Here is a 17,137-nt window from a genome sequence, read left to right as displayed (position 1 = left end):
ACCCCAAGGAGCCGTGCATGAAGTATTCATCCCTGGTCGGGCGCATCAGCGGCGAGACCGTCAGCGCCTGGGACATCCACTACGCGGCCTGTGCCGCCCAGGCGCGCGGCGAGGACGCCATCGTGCTGAGCATCGGCGACCCGGATTTCACCACCGCCGAGCCGATCCGCGCGGCGGCCGTCGAGGCCCTGGCCCAGGGCGACACCCACTACACCGAGGTGATCGGCCGTGCTGCCCTGCGCGAGGCCATCGCTGCCAAGCAGCGCCGGCTGCTGGGCATCCCGGTGGGTGCCGAGCAGGTGGCGGTGGTCGCCGGGGCGCAGAACGGCCTGTTCGCCACGGCGCTGTGCCTGTTCGAGGCCGGCGACGAGGTGCTGGTGCCGGAGCCGATGTACCTGACCTACGCCGCCAGCATCCAGGCCTCCGGCGCCCGCCTGGTGAGCATTCCGCAGCCGGCGGAGGGCGACTTCCGCCTCACCGCCGAGGCCCTGGAAGCGGTGCTCACGCCGCGCACCCGGGGCATCGCCCTGGCGACGCCGAACAACCCCACCGGCAACGTCTACACCGCCGAGGAGCTGCAGGCGGTGGCCGAGGTGGCCCGTCGTCATGACCTCTGGGTGATTTCCGACGAGGTGTACGGGCAGCTCACCTACGAGCGCGGCCACCGCAGCATCGCCAGCCTTGAGGGCATGGCGGCGCGCACGGTGGTGCTCAACAGCCTGTCCAAGACCCATGCGATGACGGGCTGGCGGGTGGGCTGGGTGGTGGCGCCGCCGGCGCTGATCGGCCACCTGGACAACCTGATGCTGTGCATGATCTACGGCCTGCCGGGCTTCATCCAGGCCGCTGCGCTGAAGGCCCTGGAGCTGGACGAGGCGGTGGTGGGGGACGCCCGCGAAACCTACCGCCGCCGCCGCGACCTGGTGGTGCGGGGGCTCGCCGATGTGCCGCTGCTGCGCTGCAAGGCGCCGGAGGCGGGCATGTTCATGCTGGTGGACGTGCGCGAGACGGGGCTCTCGGGCATGGACTTCGCCTGGCAGCTGTTCCGCGAGACCGGGGTCTCGGTGCTCGATGCCGAAGCCTTCGGCGCCAGTTGCCGGGGCTTCGTGCGGCTCTCGTTCACCGTCTCCGATGCCGAGCTGGAGGAAGCCTGCCGTCGCATCGCCGGCTTTATCCAGCGCCTGCAACGCTCGCGCTGACCTACCGCAATTCCTGACCTAACCAGGCTCACGGTGCGTTCGCGCGCCGGGCCTGGCCACGCCCGAAAATCACAAGGTGCCGCCATGACTGACGCCGACAACTTCTCCTCGACCCATTCGGCCACGGGCCATTACGCCGACCTGATCCTCGACAACGGCCGCTTCTACACCCAGGACCCGGCGCAGCCCTGGGCCGAGGCGGTGGCCATCGGCGGGGGGCGCCTGCTGGCCGTGGGCAGCCGTGCCGCCGTGCAGGTGCTGCGCGGCCCGCAGACCCGCGTGCATGACCTCGACGGCGCCTTCTGCATGCCCGGCCTGCACGACATGCACACCCACCCGGACCTGGCCCTGGCGCCGCGCTACAGCGATGACCTCGATGTCGGTATCGAGGACCCGACGCCGGCGCAGCTGGAGGCGGCGATCCGCGCCTATGCCGATGCCCACCCCGGCGAGGGTTGGATCCACGGCCAGTACTGGGTGCGCTACACCTTCCGCGAGGCGGGCCTGGTGCCCGGCCGCGCCTGGCTCGATGCGGTGATGCCGGACCGCCCGGTGGCGCTGCTGGACCGCATGTGGGGGACGATGATGGTGAACTCGAAGGCGCTGCAGCTCGCGGGCATCGACCGCCATACCCCCGACCCGCGCAACGGCTACCTGGAGCGCGACCCGCTGACCGGCGAGCCCACCGGGCTGATGATCGACGGCGCCTACGCGATGATCCACGCCGCCATGCCGCCCACCCCGGTGGCGGTGCTGCGCCGGGCCTACCGCGACGGCGTGCACTTCCAGAGTTCACGCGGGGTCACGGCGAGCAAGTACGTGCACGTCTGCGAGCACCGTCTGCAGGCGCTGAAGGCGCTGGATGATGCCGGCGAGCTGACGGTGCGCATCGAGGCGGCGATCAGTTGGCAGGACGACATCTTCCCGGTGCGTCGGCGCTGGGAGCTGCTGGCCGGCGAGCGCCACTACTACCGCAGCGCCCGGCTGAGCGCCAACGCGGTGAAATTCCACTTCGACGGCACGGTGGAGCCGCGCTCCTCCTTCCTGCTGACGCCCTGGCCGAACGAGTCGGACTGGCGCGGCAAGCTCAACCTGACCCCGGAACACATCACCGACATGCTGGTGGACATGGACCGCCGGGGCATCCGGGTGATTGCCCACTGCACCGGCGATGGCGCCTCCGACGTGTTCCTCGATGCGGTGGCGGAGGCGCGGCGGCGCAACGGCTTCAGCGGGGTGCGCCACCAGTGTGCACACAGCACGTTGCTGCACCCGGGCAACCTGGCGCGCTTCCAGGCGTTGCAGGTGATCGCCGAGTTCTCCCCGGCGGCCTGGTACCCGACGCCCTTCGCCAGTGGCGCGCGTTCGGGCTACGGCCAGGAGCGGCTGAAGCGCATCTACGACTTCAAGGGCGTGCTGGAGGCCGGCGGCACGGCGGTGTTCGGCACCGACTGGCCGGTGGCGTCCATCGATCCCTGGCTGGCGCTGGAGACGATGGTGACCCGGCAAAACCCCTGGAACGACGACCCGGCCTGCTTCGGCGAGCCCATCAGCCTGCCCCAGGCTCTGCGGGTGGCCACCCTGAACGGGGCGCTCGCCATGGGGCTGGAGGCCAGCACTGGCAGCCTGGAAGTGGGCAAGGCGGCGGACCTGATCGTGCTCGACCGCGACCTGTTCGCCCAGCCGGCGCGCAACTACATTCACCGCACCCAGGTGCTGCTGACCTTCGTCGAGGGGCAACTGGTGTACGACCGGGGCGAGGCGCTGGTGGGCCTGGGGCTGCAGGCGGTGTGGCGTGGCGAGCCGCCGGTGATCGAGTCGGGGGCACGCCAGGATGGCTGAGCGCATCGCGGTCACGGTGGTGGCAGGCTTTCTCGGCGCGGGCAAGACCACGCTGCTCAACCGCATGGTGCGGCAGGCCGGGGACAGCCGGCTGGCGGTGATCGTCAACGATTTCGGCGCGCTGAACATTGATGCGGCGCTGGTGGCCGAGGTGACCGATGCGGTGTACAGCCTGCAGAACGGCTGCATCTGTTGCACGGTGCAGGAGGACCTGCTGGCGCAGTTGGCCAGCCTCGCGCAGCTCTCGCCGCGCCTGGAGCGCATCGTCATCGAGTGCAGCGGTGTTTCCGACCCGCAGCGCATCGTGCAGACCCTGGGTTATCCACAGTTGCGCGGTCTGCTGCGGCTGGACCTGGTGATCACCCTGGTGGACGCCACGCGGCACCTGGAGCTGGAGGGCGACTACGCACGCCTGGCCCGCGCCCAGTTGGCAGCGGCCGATGTGCTGCTGCTGAACAAGGCGGACCTGGTGGACGAGGCCGCCCTGGCCGCCGTGCGGCAGGCCCTGCCGGGGCGGGCGCTGGTGCATGTCGGGGTGCAGGCCGACCTGCCGGAGGCGCTGTGGCTGGAGCCGGCGCTACGGACGCCGGGGTTGGTGCCGGTGGTGGGCGTGGCCCATACCGATCTGTTCGAAAGCTGGTTGTGGAGCAGTGGCGAGCGGTTCGACGGGGCGCGCCTGCAGGCCTGGCTGGGGCAGGTGCCGGCGGAGGTCTTCCGCATCAAGGGCTGCATACGGTTGGCCGGACGGGACGAGAGCCTCTGGCTGCAGCAGGTGGGCGGAAGCAGCCAGTTCGAGGTGATGGTGGAGCGGGCGGAGGGTTCACAGCTGGTGTTCATCGCCCGGCAGGGGTTTGCCGGGCGTGAAGCGTTGGAGTGTGGTCTGCGCGACTGCCTGGGCTGAGTGGCTCAGCGGCCGTCGCGGAAGGCGGTCCAGATTTCGTCGCGGGTGGCGCCGAGCTTCTCGGGCAGCGGCTCCAGGGCGAACAGGCGGCGCTTGGTCTCCTTGTCCGGGTAGAGGCCGGGCTGGTCACGCAGGCTGGGGTCGAGGAACTGGCGCGAGTCGACGTTGCCGTTGGGGTAGAGGGTTTCGCTGGTGATCCGGGCGGCGACTTCGGGCTGCATCAGGAAGTCGATGAAGCGGTGGGCCAGGTCGGCGCGGTTGGCGCTCTTGGGGATGGCCAGGTTGTCGATGAACAGCACCGAGCCCTCATCCGGTACCACGAAGCGCACCGGCTGGCCGGCGGCTGCGGCGTTCAGGGCGTCGCCGACCCAGGCCATGGCGACGCACAGGTGGCCCTTGTTGAGGTCTTCGATGTAGCGCTCGCTGTCGATGTAGCGAAGGTTCGGGCGCAGGCCTGCCAGGACTTCGGCCGAGCGCTTGAGGCGGCTGGGCGCGGTGCGGGCGAGGCTGCGGCCCTGGTAGGTCATGAGCACGGAGAGGGCTTCGTCCGGGGCGTCCAGCACGCTCATCCCGCAGCTGGAGAGGCGTTTGCTCTGTTCGGGATCGAAGAGTACGGCCCAGCTGTTGGGCAGCGGGCCGCCGAAGGCTTTCTCGGCCTGCGGGCCGTTCACGGCGAGGCCGACGGCGCCCCACAGGTAGGGTACGGCGTAGCGGTTGTCGGGGTCGACGCCAGCGAGCTTGCTCATCAGTTGCGGGTCGAGGTGCTTGCGGTTGGGCAGGCGGGCGAGGTCCAGCGGCTGCAGCTTGCCGGCGCGGATCAGCTCGGGAAGGTTGTTGTGGGAGGGCACCACCACGTCGACCGCTTCGCCGCTGTCGATGACCTTGAGCAGCTCTTCGGCGCTGGTGAAGGTGTGGTAGTCGACACGGATGCCGGTCTGCTGCTCGAAGTCCTTGAGGACCTGGGGCGCGATGTAGTCATTCCAGTTGTAGACGCGGATGCTCTCGTCGGCGGCGGCAAGGGTCGGCAGCAACGCGAGCAGCAGTGGGGCGAGGAAGCGGGGCATGGAGTCCTCCCTGGTGGATGGCGCAGCATTGTGCGGCGGCATGAAGTTCAGCAGGTTGATTCACATCAGCGCCTGGGCCTCTCTAGCTCGGGCCTTTGCGCGTCTTCCACTGCCCATGCCAGGCGCCGGGCGGCAGATTGCAGGCAAAAAAACGCCGGCCCTGGGGCCGGCGTTTCTGGACTCGATTACACGGTATGCAGGTACCAGTTGTATTCGAGGTCGGAGATGGAGTGCTCGAACTCCTCCAGCTCGCTTTCCTTGCACGCGACGAAGATGTCGATGTAGTCCGGGCTGATGTACTTGGCCAGGATTTCACTGTCATCCAGCTCGCGCAGGGCGTCGCGCAGGTTGTTCGGCAGGCTCTGCTCCAGCTGCTCGTACGAGTTGCCTTCGATGGGCGCACCGGGCTCGATCTTGTTGGTCAGGCCGTGGTGGATGCCGGACAGGATGGCCGCCATCATCAGGTACGGGTTGGCGTCGGCACCGGCTACGCGGTGTTCGATGCGCACCGCATCGGAGCTGCCGGTGGGCACGCGAACGGCCACGGTGCGGTTGTCCAGGCCCCAGCTCGGCGCGTTCGGCACGTAGAACTGTGCGCCGAAGCGGCGGTAGGAGTTGACGTTGGGGCAGAGGAAGGCCATCGAGGCGGCCATGGTCTCGAGCACACCGCCGACCGCATGACGAAGGGCGGCGTTCTGCTCGGGATCATCGGCAGCGAAGATGTTCTTGCCGGTCTTCTTGTCGATCAGGGAAATGTGCACATGCAAGCCGTTGCCCGCCTGGCCCGGGTAGGGCTTGGCCATGAAGGTGCTGTCCATTTCATGGTCGTAGGCGATGTTCTTGATCAACCGCTTGAGCAGGACCGCGTAGTCGCACGCCTTGAGGGCGTCGGTCACGTGGTGCAGGTTGACTTCGAACTGGGCGGGGGCGCTTTCCTTGACGATGGCGTCGGCAGGGATGGCCTGGACCTTGGCGCCTTCGAGAATGTCCTGCAGGCAGTCGGCGTACTCGTCGAGGTCGTCGATCAGGTAGACCTGGGTGGACTGCGGGCGTTTGCCTGAGATCGGGGAGCGCGGCGGCTGTGGGCGACCGTTCACGTTCTCCTGGTCGATCAGGTAGAACTCCAGCTCGAACGCGGCACAGATGGCGAGGCCCAGCTCGTCGAACTTCTCCACGACCTGGCGCAGGACTTCACGCGGGTCGGCGAAGAACGGCTCGCCTTCGATTTCGTGCATGGTCATCAGCAGTTGCGCGGTGGGGCGCTTCTGCCAGGGCTCATCGCACAGGGTGCCGGGGATCGGATAGCAGATGCGGTCCGCATCGCCGATGTCCAGGCCGAGGCCAGTGCTTTCGACGGTGGAGCCATTGATGTCGAGAGCAAATAAGGAGGCGGGGAGGTTGATGCCTTTTTCGTAGACCTTGTGGAGACTGGCGCGTTCGATTCGCTTGCCTCGAACCACTCCATTCATATCTGCGATCAGGAGATCGACGAACTGGACCTCAGGATGTTCCTTAAGGAACTCGTTCGCTTCTTGAAGCTGAACGGCACGCGGGGGTACCGACATGATGCAACACCTTTCTTGTTAAAAATATCAATCACGTATTGACTAGGGGTTGAGTCAATCGAAAAGCCCCTTGGATGTCAATAGCGCCGTATTTTGCCCTAAAGCAGGGCTCGATGGCCAATTTTGGGGCGTTTCAGGGCATCTTGGCCCTGCTCGGAGCCATGTCTGGCGCGGCGTCCAGTGGGGTGTGTTCAATTTTTTACAGCCCTATTGTGTAAAAAAATGAACAACGCTAAGCTCGGCCAAAACCCATAACAGCAATAAAACGGGTGCCCCATGTCTCGCCTGCCGTTGATCGGCGTAACCGCTTGCACCAAGCAGATCGGTCCACATCCCTACCATGTTGCAGGTGACAAATATCTTCGGGCAGTAGCTCTTGGGGCTGGCGGTATTCCTCTCATCATTCCGGCACTGGGCGATATTCTGGACATCGATGCCCTGCTGGAGAGTCTAGACGGACTCCTGTTCACCGGTTCGCCTTCCAACGTAGAACCTCATCTTTATTCCGGTCCGGCCAGTGCGCCCGGCACCCTCCATGACCCCGAACGCGATGCCATCACCCTGCCGTTGCTGCGTGCTGCAGTCGAGCGTGGCGTGCCGGTGCTGGGCATCTGCCGGGGCTTCCAGGAAATGAACGTGGCCTTCGGCGGCTCGTTGCACCAGAAGGTGCATGAGGTCGAGGGCTTCATGGACCACCGTGAGCCTGAAGACCAGCCGCTCGAAGTCCAGTACGCACCGCGCCACCCGGTCTCCGTGCAACCGGGTGGCGTGCTCACCGGCCTCGGTGTGCCGGGCGAGTTTCTCGTCAATTCCATCCACGGCCAGGGTGTTGAACGTCTGGCGCCCGGCCTTCGAGTTGAAGCGCTGGCGCCCGACGGATTGGTCGAATCCGTATCGGTCGAAGGCGCCAGGTCCTTCGCACTCGGCGTACAGTGGCATCCCGAGTGGCAGGTTCGCTCCAACTCCGTATATCTCGCCATCTTCCAGGCCTTTGGTGAGGCTTGCAGGGAGAGGGCGGGGCAACGCTGAGCCCGGCTATTCCAGTCGAGGCTCTCAAACCCTGAGGTCTTTATGACTACCAAGCTCGACCAGCTCACCAGCTGGCTGAAAGAACGCAAAATCACCGAAGTTGAATGCTTGATCAGCGATCTTACCGGCATTGCGCGCGGCAAGATCTCGCCGACCAACAAGTTCCTCGACGAGAAGGGCATGCGCCTCCCCGAGAGTGTGCTGCTGCAGACCGTCACCGGCGACTATGTCGAGGACGACATCTATTACGACCTGCTCGACCCGGCGGACATCGACATGTTCTGCCGCCCGGACGAGAAGGCCGTCTACCTGGTGCCCTGGGCCATCGAGCCCACCGCCATGGTCATCCACGACACCTTCGACAAGCAGGGCAACCCCATCGAGCTGTCGCCCCGCAACCTGCTGAAGAAGGTGCTCAAGCTTTACGCGGACAAGGGCTGGAAGCCGATCGTCGCGCCAGAGATGGAGTTCTACCTGACCAAGCGCTGCGACGACCCGGACTTCCCGCTGCAGGCCCCGCTGGGCCGCTCCGGCCGTCCTGAAACCGGTCGCCAGTCCTTCTCCATCGATGCCGCGAACGAGTTCGACCCGCTGTTCGAGGACATGTACGACTGGTGCGAGACGCAGGACCTGGACCTGGACACCCTCATCCATGAGGAGGGTCCGGCGCAGATGGAGATCAACTTCCGCCACGGCGATGCCCTGGACCTGGCCGACCAGATCCTGGTGTTCAAGCGCACCATGCGCGAGGCGGCCCTCAAGCACAACGTGGCCGCCACCTTCATGGCCAAGCCGATCACCGACGAGCCGGGCAGCGCCATGCACCTGCACCAGAGCGTGATCGACATCAAGACGGGCAAGAACGTCTTCTCCAACGATGACGGTTCGATGAGCGATCTGTTCCTCCAGCACATCGGGGGCCTGCAGAAGTACATCCCCGAACTGCTGCCGTTGTTCGCCCCGAACGTGAACTCCTTCCGTCGCTTCCTGCCGGACACCTCGGCGCCGGTGAACGTGGAATGGGGCGAGGAGAACCGCACCGTCGGTCTGCGCGTGCCGGATGCAGGCCCGCAGAATCGCCGCGTGGAGAACCGCCTGGCCGGCGCTGACGCCAACCCCTACCTGGCCATCGCGGCCAGCCTGCTGTGCGGGTACATGGGGATGGTGGAAGGCGTGAAGCCGAGCGCGCCGGTGAAGGGTCGTGGCTACGAGCGTCGCAACCTGCGCCTGCCGCTGACCATCGAGGCAGCACTGGAACGGATGGAATCCTGCCGGGAGATCGAGAAGTACCTGGGCAGCAAGTTCATCAAGGCCTATGTGGCCGTGAAACGTGCCGAGCACGAAAACTTCAAACGGGTGATCAGCTCCTGGGAACGTGAGTTCCTGCTGCTCTCCGTCTGATCAGGAACCGGCACGCCGGCCGTGAAGGCCGGCGTCGCCGAAGAGTGTTTAACGAGGTATGGAAATGAACAGCCAAGTGACCAATCCAAGGACCCTTGAGTGGCAGGCCCTCAGCCGTGACCACCACCTGCCGCCCTTCACCGACTACAAGGCGCTGAATGCCAAGGGTGCCCGCATCATCACCAAGGCCGAAGGCGTCTACGTCTGGGACAGTGAAGGCAACAAGATCCTGGACGGCATGGCCGGCCTCTGGTGCGTGAACGTCGGCTATGGTCGCGAGGAGTTGGTGCAGGCCGCGGCCAACCAGATGCGCGAGCTGCCCTTCTACAACCTGTTCTTCCAGACCGCCCACCCGCCGGCCATCGAGCTGGCCAAGGCCATTTCCGAACTGGCGCCCGAAGGCATGAACCACGTGTTCTTCACCGGCTCCGGCTCCGAGGCCAACGACACTGTGCTGCGCATGGTCCGTCACTACTGGGCGACCAAGGGCCAGCCTGAGAAAAAAGTGGTGATCGGCCGCTGGAATGGTTACCACGGCTCCACCGTCGCTGGCGTCAGCCTCGGCGGCATGAAGGCCCTGCATGGACAGGGCGACCTGCCGATCCCCGGCATCGTGCACATTCCCCAGCCCTACTGGTACGGCGAGGGCGGCGACATGGCCCCGGCCGAGTTTGGCGTCTGGGCGGCCGAGCAGTTGGAGAAGAAGATTCTCGAAGTCGGCGAGGAGAACGTCGCTGCCTTCATCGCCGAGCCCATCCAGGGCGCCGGTGGCGTCATCGTTCCGCCGGAAACCTACTGGCCGAAGATCCGCGAGATCCTCGCCAAGTACGACATTTTGTTCATCGCCGACGAAGTGATCTGCGGCTTCGGCCGTACCGGCGAATGGTTCGGCAGCCAGTATTACGGCAACGCCCCGGACCTGATGCCGATCGCCAAGGGCCTGACCTCCGGCTACATCCCCATGGGCGGGGTGATCGTCCGTGACGAGATCGTCGAGGTCCTCAACCAGGGCGGCGAGTTCTACCACGGCTTCACCTACTCCGGTCACCCGGTGGCCGCCGCCGTGGCCCTGGAGAACATCCGCATCCTGCGTGACGAGAAGATCGTCGAGAAGGTGAAGGCGGAAACGGCACCCTATTTGCAGCAACGCTGGCAGGAGCTGGCTGACCATCCCCTGGTCGGCGAAGCGCGTGGAGTGGGCATGGTTGGCGCACTCGAGCTGGTCAAGAACAAGAAGACCCGCGAGCGCTTCAACGACCTAGGCGTGGGCATGCAGTGCCGCGAGCACTGCTTCCGCAATGGCCTGATCATGCGGGCGGTGGGCGATACGATGATCATTTCGCCCCCCCTGGTGATCACCAAGGACGAGATCGACGAACTGGTGACCAAGGCTCGCAAGTGCCTTGACCTCACCGCGAGTGCAGTTCTGGGTTGAGCAAATGGGCGAGTTTGCAAACAATCGCTACCGCGAGCTGTTGTAAGCACCGCCCCCCACCCTAGACTGTGCCAGTGCGTTGGCCAGGCTCACCGGGCGGTGGCGTATTCGGTTACGACGCCGCTCGGACACTTAAACAACAAACGGAGCTACCCGCATGTTCAAAACCTTCGGCAAGACCCTGCTCGCCGTGACGCTGGCTGGCGCTGTGGCCGGCGTGGCCCAGGCAGAAGACAAGGTGCTGCACGTCTACAACTGGTCCGACTACATCGCCCCGGACACCGTGGAGAAATTCACCAAGGAAACCGGGATCAAGGTGGTCTACGACGTCTTCGACTCCAACGAGACCCTCGAAGCCAAGCTCCTGGCCGGCAAATCCGGTTATGACATCGTGGTGCCCTCGAACAACTTCCTGGCCAAGCAGATCAAGGCCAAGGTCTACCAGCCGCTGGACAAGTCCAAGCTGCCGAACTGGAAGAACCTGGACCCGAACCTGCTGAAGACCGTCGAAGTGTCCGACCCGGGCAACCAGTACGCCTTCCCCTACATGTGGGGCTCCATCGGCATCGGCTACAACCCGGAGAAGGTCAAGGCCGTCCTGGGTGACAACGCCCCGGTGGATTCCTGGGACCTGCTGTTCAAGCCCGAGAACATCGAGAAGCTGAAGTCCTGCGGCGTCTCCTTCCTCGACTCGCCGACCGAGATCCTCCCCATCGCCCTGCACTACCTGGGCTACAAGCCCACCAGCCAGGACCCGAAGGAGCTGAAGGAAGCCGAGGCCCTGTTCCTCAAGATCCGTCCCCACATCACCTACTTCCACTCCTCCAAGTACATCTCCGACCTGGCCAACGGCAACCTGTGTGTGGCGGTCGGCTACTCGGGTGACGTGTACCAGGCCAAGTCCCGCGCCGAAGAGGCCAAGGGTGGCGTGAAGGTCGCCTACAACATTCCGAAGGAAGGCGCCGGCACCTTCTTCGACATGGTTGCCATCCCCGCCGATGCCGCCAACCCCGACGCCGCCTACGCCTTCATGAACTTCATCATGAAGCCGGAGATCATGGCCGAGATCACCAACGTCGTGCAGTTCCCGAACGGCAATGCCGCCGCGACCCCGCTGGTGGATGAGGCGATCCGTACCGACCCGGGCATCTACCCGAGCCCGGAAACCATGGCCAAGCTCTACGCCTTCCCGGACCTGCCGGCCAAGGTGCAGCGCGTGATGACCCGTACCTGGACCACCATCAAGTCGGGCAAGTAAGCCGTCGTACCCCGTCCCCCGGCTGAGCTGGGGGACGGTCATCCCCGAGAGGATCGCTCATGCGAAAACGTCCCTGGCTGTACGGGTTGCTGGCCAGCGCCCTCCTCATGTCCGCCGTCAGCGCGGAAGAGCGAGTGGTGCGCGTCTACAACTGGTCGGACTACATCGCCCCCGGCACCCTGGAGAACTTCCAGAAGGAGACCGGCATCCGGGTGATCTACGACGTCTTCGACTCCAACGAAACCCTCGACGGCAAGCTCGCCACCGGCCATTCCGGCTACGACGTGGTGGTGCCCACCAACCACTTCCTGGCCAAGCAGGTGCGCGCTGGCACCTACCAGAAGCTGGACAAGTCCAAGCTGCCCAACCTCGCCCACCTCGATCCTGCCGTGCTGGAGCGCCTGGCCAGTGGTGATCCGGGCAACGAATACTCCGTCCCCTACCTGTGGGGGACCAACGGCATCGGCCTCAACGTCGACAAGGTCCGCGCCATCCTCGGCAACGACGCGGCCCTGGATTCCTGGGCGCTGCTCTTTGATCCTGCCGTGGTGAAAAAGCTGCATGCCTGTGGCGTCGCGCTGCTGGATACCGGTGACGAAGTCATCCCGCAGATGATCAACTACCTGGGCATGTCACCCCACAGCCACAAGCGGCCCGACTTCGACAAAGCCACTGCTGCGCTGCTGCAGGTCCGTCCCTCGGTGACCTACTTCCACTCATCCAAGTCCATCGCTGACCTGGCCAATGGTGACATCTGCATCGCCTTCGGCTATTCCGGTGACATGCTCCAGGCTGCCACCCGTGCCCGGGAAGCCGGACGCCAGGACGAGGTCCGCTACGTGATCCCCAAGGAAGGCACCGCCATGTGGGCGGACATGCTCGCCATCCCCCGGGACGCCCAGCACGTCGAGGAGGCCCATGCTTTCATCAACTACCTGATGCGGCCCGATGTGATCGCCAGCATCAGCAACCATGTGTCCTATGCCAATGCCAACAAGGACGCGACGGCGCTGGTGGATGCCAGCGTGCGTGAAAACCCCGGCGTGTACCCTTCGTCGGATGTGATGGCCAAGCTTTACGTGGCCAGGGAACGCCCCCGCGAAATACAGCGTTGGCTGACCCGTGACTGGACCCGGATAAAGAGCGGGCGTTGAGCCCCCAACCCAAGAACTGCCGACCTGTGCCTGTGCGCGGGTGGCCCGGCAAACAAGAGGACTGAAGTGTGCGAGTTTCCTTCGGCAAAACCCTGATCACCGCTGCCGTCCTGACCCTGGCCAGCCAGGCCCAGGCAGAGCAGACGGTGCACATCTACAACTGGTCCGACTACATCGGCGAGACCACCCTGACCGATTTCCAGAAGGAAACCGGTATCCGCCCCGTCTACGACGTCTTCGACTCCAACGAGACCCTCGAGGGCAAATTGCTGGCCGGCCGCACCGGCTACGACGTCGTCGTCCCCTCGAACCACTTCCTCGGCAAGCAGATCAAGGCCGGCGCCTTCCAGAAACTGGACCGCAGCCAGCTGAAGAACTGGGACAACCTCGACGCCGTGCTGCTCAAGCGGCTGGAGGCCAACGACGCCGGCAACCAGTACGCCGTCCCCTACCTCTGGGGCACCAATGGCATCGGCTACAACGAAGAGAAGGTCAAGGCCGCGCTGGGCATCGACAAGATCGACTCCTGGTCGGTGCTCTTCGAGCCGGAGAACATCAAGAAGCTCAGCAGCTGTGGCGTCGCCTTCCTCGACTCGGCCGACGAGATGCTGCCGGCCATGCTCAACTACCTGGGCCTGGACCCCAACAGCAAGAATCCCGCCGACTACAAGAAGGCCGAGGCCAAGCTGATGGCGGTGCGTCCCTACATCACCTACTTCCATTCCTCCAAGTACATCGGCGACCTGGCCAACGGCGACATTTGCGTGGCAGCCGGCTTCTCCGGCGATATCTTCCAGGCCGCCGCGCGCGCCGAGGAAGCCGGCAAGGGCGTGAAGATCGCCTACGCCATCCCGAAGGAAGGGGCCAACCTCTGGTTCGACATGATCGCCATCCCGGCCGACGCCTCCAACGTCAAGGAGGCCCACGCCTTCATCGACTACCTGCTGCGTCCCGAAGTGATCGCCCAGGTCAGTGACAGCGTCGGCTATGCCAACCCCAACACCAAGGCCGGCGAATTCATGAAGCAGGAAGTGCGGACTGATGAGTCCGTCTATCCGCCACAAGCGGTCCTGGACAAGCTCTACGTATCGGCAGAGCTGCCGCCCAAGGTCCAGCGGCTGATGACCCGCACCTGGACCAAGGTGAAATCGGGCAAGTGATAACAGGGGTGCCGCGCGGCAGGGAGCGTGCGGTGCCTACACAAGCGGGCGCAGGGCGAACCAGGATGAATGGCTCGCGCCTTTCAGGCAGTACTGAACGCGACCGGCCATAATGGCCGGCTAAGCAAGAATCTGGGAGTGTGTGGTAATGGCTATAGCCTCCGGCGCCTACAAGAAAGCCCTCGAGGGCGGCCAGCAACCCAAAGAGGTGCTGGTCAAGATCGACCGGGTAACCAAGCAGTTCGACGAGACCCTCGCGGTCGACGACGTCTCGCTGACCATCAACAAGGGCGAGATCTTCGCCCTCCTGGGGGGCTCGGGTTCGGGCAAGTCGACCCTGCTGCGGATGCTTGCAGGCTTCGAACGGCCGACCGAGGGGCGCATCTACCTGGACGGCGTCGACATCACCGACATGCCGCCCTATGAGCGTCCCATCAACATGATGTTCCAGTCCTATGCGCTCTTCCCGCATATGACTGTCGCGCAGAACATCGCCTTCGGACTCAAACAAGATCGCCTGCCCGCGGCCGAGATCGAAGAGCGGGTCAACGAGATGCTCAAGCTCGTGCAAATGACCCAGTACGCCAAGCGCAAGCCGCACCAGTTGTCCGGTGGCCAGCGCCAGCGCGTGGCCCTGGCCCGCTCCCTGGCCAAGCGACCCAAGCTGCTGCTGCTCGACGAGCCCATGGGCGCCCTGGACAAGAAGCTGCGTTCGCAGATGCAACTGGAGCTGGTGGAAATCATCGAGCGCGTGGGCGTGACCTGCGTGATGGTGACCCACGACCAGGAAGAGGCCATGACCATGGCCCAGCGCATCGCCATCATGCACCTGGGCTGCATTGAGCAGATCGGCAGCCCGGTGGACATCTACGAGACCCCCATCAGCCGCCTGGTGTGCGAGTTCATCGGCAACGTCAACCTGTTCGACGGCGAAGTGGTGGATGACGCCGAGGACCATGCCCTGATCGCCTGCGCCGAACTGGAGCGCCCGATCTACGTCGGCCACGGCGTGACCACCTCCGTGCAGGACAAGCGCATCACCTACGCTCTGCGCCCCGAGAAGCTGCTGGTCACCACCGAGCAGCCCACCTGCGAGTACAACTGGTCCCGCGGCAAGATCCACGACATCGCCTACCTCGGCGGCCACTCGGTGTTCTACGTGCAACTGCCGGGCGGCTCCATCGTCCAGTCGTTCGTTGCCAACGCCGAACGTCGCGGTGCCCGGCCGACCTGGGACGATGAAGTCTTCGTATGGTGGGAGGACGACAGCGGGGTGGTGCTGCGGTCATGAAAATATCCAGCATAAAGAAGCGCCTGCCCACGGGCCGGCATGTGGTTATCGGGGTCCCGTTCCTCTGGTTGTTCCTGTTCTTCCTGCTGCCCTTCGCCATCGTGCTGAAGATCAGCTTCGCGGAAGCGGACGTGGCCATCCCCCCGTACACCGAGATCTACACCTGGGTCGACAACCAGCTGCAGATCGCCCTCAACCTCGGCAACTACCTGATGCTGAACGAGGACGACCTCTACCTGGCGGCCTACCTGGGTTCGCTGAAAGTCGCCTTCGTCAGCACCCTGCTCTGCCTGCTGATCGGCTACCCGATGGCCTACGCCATCGCCCGCGCCAGCAAGGAATCGCAGACCGTGCTGCTGCTGCTGATCATGATGCCGACCTGGACCGCGATCCTGATCCGCGTCTACGCGTGGATGGGCATCCTCAGCAACAACGGCCTGCTCAACGGCTTCCTCATGACCATCGGGGTCATCAGCGAGCCGCTGCAGATCCTCAACACCAACCTCGCGGTGTACATCGGCGTGGTCTATTCGTACCTGCCGTTCATGGTGCTGCCGCTGTACGCCAACCTGGTCAAACACGACCTCAGCCTGCTGGAAGCCGCTGCCGACCTCGGTTCGAGCAACTTCAACAGCTTCTGGAAGATCACCGTACCGCTGTCCAAGAACGGCATCATCGCCGGCTCCATGCTGGTGTTCATCCCGGTGGTGGGCGAGTTCGTGATCCCCGAACTGCTCGGCGGACCGGAGACGCTGATGATCGGCAAGGTGTTGTGGCAGGAGTTCTTCAACAACCGCGACTGGCCGGTGGCATCCGCACTGGCGGTGGTGATGCTGGCGATCCTGATCGTCCCGATCATCCTGTTCAACCGTAACCAGGCCAAGGAACTGGAGGGCAAGGTATGAAGCGCTTCAGTTTCTCCAACCTGATGCTGTGGGTGGGTCTGCTGTTCATCTACCTGCCGATGGTCATCCTGGTCATCTACTCCTTCAACGCCTCCAAGCTGGTGACGGTGTGGGGCGGCTGGTCGATCAAGTGGTACGTCGGCCTGCTGGACAACACCCAGTTGATGACCTCGGTGATGCGCTCCCTGGAGATCGCCTTCTACACGGCCATCGCGGCGGTGGCGCTGGGCACCCTGGCGGCCTTCGTGCTGACCCGCATCCCGCGTTTCCGCGGCCGCACGCTGTTCGGCGGCATGGTCACCGCGCCGCTGGTCATGCCTGAGGTGATCACCGGTCTGTCCCTGCTGCTGCTGTTCGTGGCCATGGCGCAACTGATCGGCTGGCCCCAGGAGCGTGGCCTGGTGACCATCTGGATCGCCCACACCACCTTCTGCTCGGCCTACGTGGCCATCGTGGTGTCGGCGCGCCTGCGGGAGCTGGACCTGTCCATCGAAGAAGCGGCCATGGACCTGGGCGCGCGCCCGTGGAAGGTGTTCCTGCTGATCACCATCCCCATGATCGCGCCGTCCCTGGCGGCGGGCGCGATGATGTCCTTCGCCCTTTCCCTGGATGACCTGGTGCTGGCGAGCTTCGTCTCCGGTCCCGGCTCCACCACCCTGCCGATGGAGGTCTTCTCCGCCGTGCGCCTGGGTGTGAAGCCGGAGATCAACGCCGTCGCCAGCCTGATCCTGCTGAGCGTGTCGTTGTTCACCTTCCTGGCCTGGTACTTCAGCCGCAAGGCCGAAGAGCGCCGCAAGCGCGCCATCCAGGAGGCCATGGAAGCCATGGCCCTGGAAGCCGCCTCCAGCAACAAGCGCAGTGCCCAGCCGGCTTCGGCCTGATCGCCGCGTGAAACGAAAAAGGCCACCTTCGGGTGGCCTTTTTCGTGGGCGT

At 64.8% G+C, this 17,137-nt stretch carries 14 protein-coding genes; 12 read left to right on the top strand and 2 right to left on the bottom strand.

All coding sequences use genetic code 11. The annotated features are described in order from the left end of the window. Window positions 1-17: 17 nt before the first annotated feature. The 3 genes from A7D27_RS00395 (at window position 18) to A7D27_RS00385 (ending at window position 3,942) form a co-directional block, all read left to right on the top strand. A complete protein-coding gene (locus tag A7D27_RS00395) occupies window positions 18-1,199 on the top strand; it encodes a pyridoxal phosphate-dependent aminotransferase (protein ID WP_069563798.1) in 1,182 nt (393 codons plus the stop codon). Window positions 1,200-1,283: 84 nt separating this feature from the next. Continuing rightward, complete coding sequence (locus tag A7D27_RS00390; protein ID WP_069563797.1) at window positions 1,284-3,041, top strand: amidohydrolase; 1,758 nt, start codon at window positions 1,284-1,286, stop codon at window positions 3,039-3,041. Further along, a complete protein-coding gene (locus A7D27_RS00385) occupies window positions 3,034-3,942 on the top strand; it encodes a GTP-binding protein (protein ID WP_069563796.1) in 909 nt (302 codons plus the stop codon). The genes A7D27_RS00390 and A7D27_RS00385 overlap by 8 nt, the downstream gene beginning before the upstream one ends. Before the next feature lie 5 nt (window positions 3,943-3,947). Here A7D27_RS00385 and A7D27_RS00380 read toward each other — a convergent pair whose 3' ends face one another. Together A7D27_RS00380 and A7D27_RS00375 are read right to left on the bottom strand one after the other, a co-directional pair. Beyond that, on the bottom strand, window positions 3,948-5,006 hold the full coding sequence (locus A7D27_RS00380) for a polyamine ABC transporter substrate-binding protein (RefSeq protein ID WP_069563795.1): 1,059 nt from the start codon (window positions 5,004-5,006) through the stop codon (window positions 3,948-3,950). Window positions 5,007-5,191: 185 nt separating this feature from the next. After that, on the bottom strand, window positions 5,192-6,571 hold the full coding sequence (locus A7D27_RS00375; protein WP_069563794.1) for a glutamine synthetase family protein: 1,380 nt from the start codon (window positions 6,569-6,571) through the stop codon (window positions 5,192-5,194). Window positions 6,572-6,847: 276 nt separating this feature from the next. On the opposite strand from A7D27_RS00375, the gene A7D27_RS26915 reads away from it, so the two are divergent. From A7D27_RS26915 to A7D27_RS00330, 9 genes are all read left to right on the top strand, one after another. Next, the gene (locus A7D27_RS26915) at window positions 6,848-7,600 is read left to right on the top strand and encodes a gamma-glutamyl-gamma-aminobutyrate hydrolase family protein (RefSeq protein ID WP_083265493.1); all 753 of its coding nucleotides are present in this window, start codon (window positions 6,848-6,850) and stop codon (window positions 7,598-7,600) included. 42 nt (window positions 7,601-7,642) lie between these two features. Then, window positions 7,643-9,001: a glutamine synthetase family protein gene (locus A7D27_RS00365; protein WP_069559470.1), complete on the top strand. Its 1,359-nt coding sequence runs from the start codon at window positions 7,643-7,645 to the stop codon at window positions 8,999-9,001. A 64-nt stretch (window positions 9,002-9,065) separates the two neighbouring features. Then, window positions 9,066-10,436 (top strand): aspartate aminotransferase family protein, encoded by a 1,371-nt coding sequence (locus A7D27_RS00360; protein WP_139134035.1) that lies wholly within the window; start codon window positions 9,066-9,068, stop codon window positions 10,434-10,436. A gap of 157 nt (window positions 10,437-10,593) precedes the next feature. Beyond that, window positions 10,594-11,694, top strand: a complete 1,101-nt coding sequence (locus A7D27_RS00355; protein ID WP_069559469.1) for a polyamine ABC transporter substrate-binding protein — start codon at window positions 10,594-10,596, stop codon at window positions 11,692-11,694. Window positions 11,695-11,753: 59 nt separating this feature from the next. Next, window positions 11,754-12,848, top strand: a complete 1,095-nt coding sequence (locus tag A7D27_RS00350) for a polyamine ABC transporter substrate-binding protein (protein ID WP_069563792.1) — start codon at window positions 11,754-11,756, stop codon at window positions 12,846-12,848. 68 nt (window positions 12,849-12,916) lie between these two features. After that, a complete protein-coding gene (locus A7D27_RS00345) occupies window positions 12,917-14,008 on the top strand; it encodes a polyamine ABC transporter substrate-binding protein (protein WP_069563791.1) in 1,092 nt (363 codons plus the stop codon). A 148-nt stretch (window positions 14,009-14,156) separates the two neighbouring features. Next, complete coding sequence (locus A7D27_RS00340) at window positions 14,157-15,299, top strand: ABC transporter ATP-binding protein (protein WP_069559466.1); 1,143 nt, start codon at window positions 14,157-14,159, stop codon at window positions 15,297-15,299. Between the two features lie 23 nt (window positions 15,300-15,322). After that, complete coding sequence (locus A7D27_RS00335) at window positions 15,323-16,204, top strand: ABC transporter permease subunit (RefSeq protein ID WP_165666353.1); 882 nt, start codon at window positions 15,323-15,325, stop codon at window positions 16,202-16,204. Then, window positions 16,201-17,085 carry an ABC transporter permease subunit gene (locus A7D27_RS00330; protein ID WP_069559464.1) on the top strand — a complete coding sequence of 295 codons (885 nt, stop codon included), beginning with the start codon at window positions 16,201-16,203 and terminating at the stop codon, window positions 17,083-17,085. Before A7D27_RS00335 ends, A7D27_RS00330 begins: the two co-directional genes overlap by 4 nt. Window positions 17,086-17,137: the final 52 nt, after the last annotated feature.

The organism is Pseudomonas sp. 1D4 (genome assembly GCF_001728925.1).
GTDB classification, from domain to species: Bacteria; Pseudomonadota; Gammaproteobacteria; order Pseudomonadales; family Pseudomonadaceae; genus Metapseudomonas; species Metapseudomonas otitidis.
This window is presented reverse-complemented; position numbering and strand designations above follow the sequence as displayed.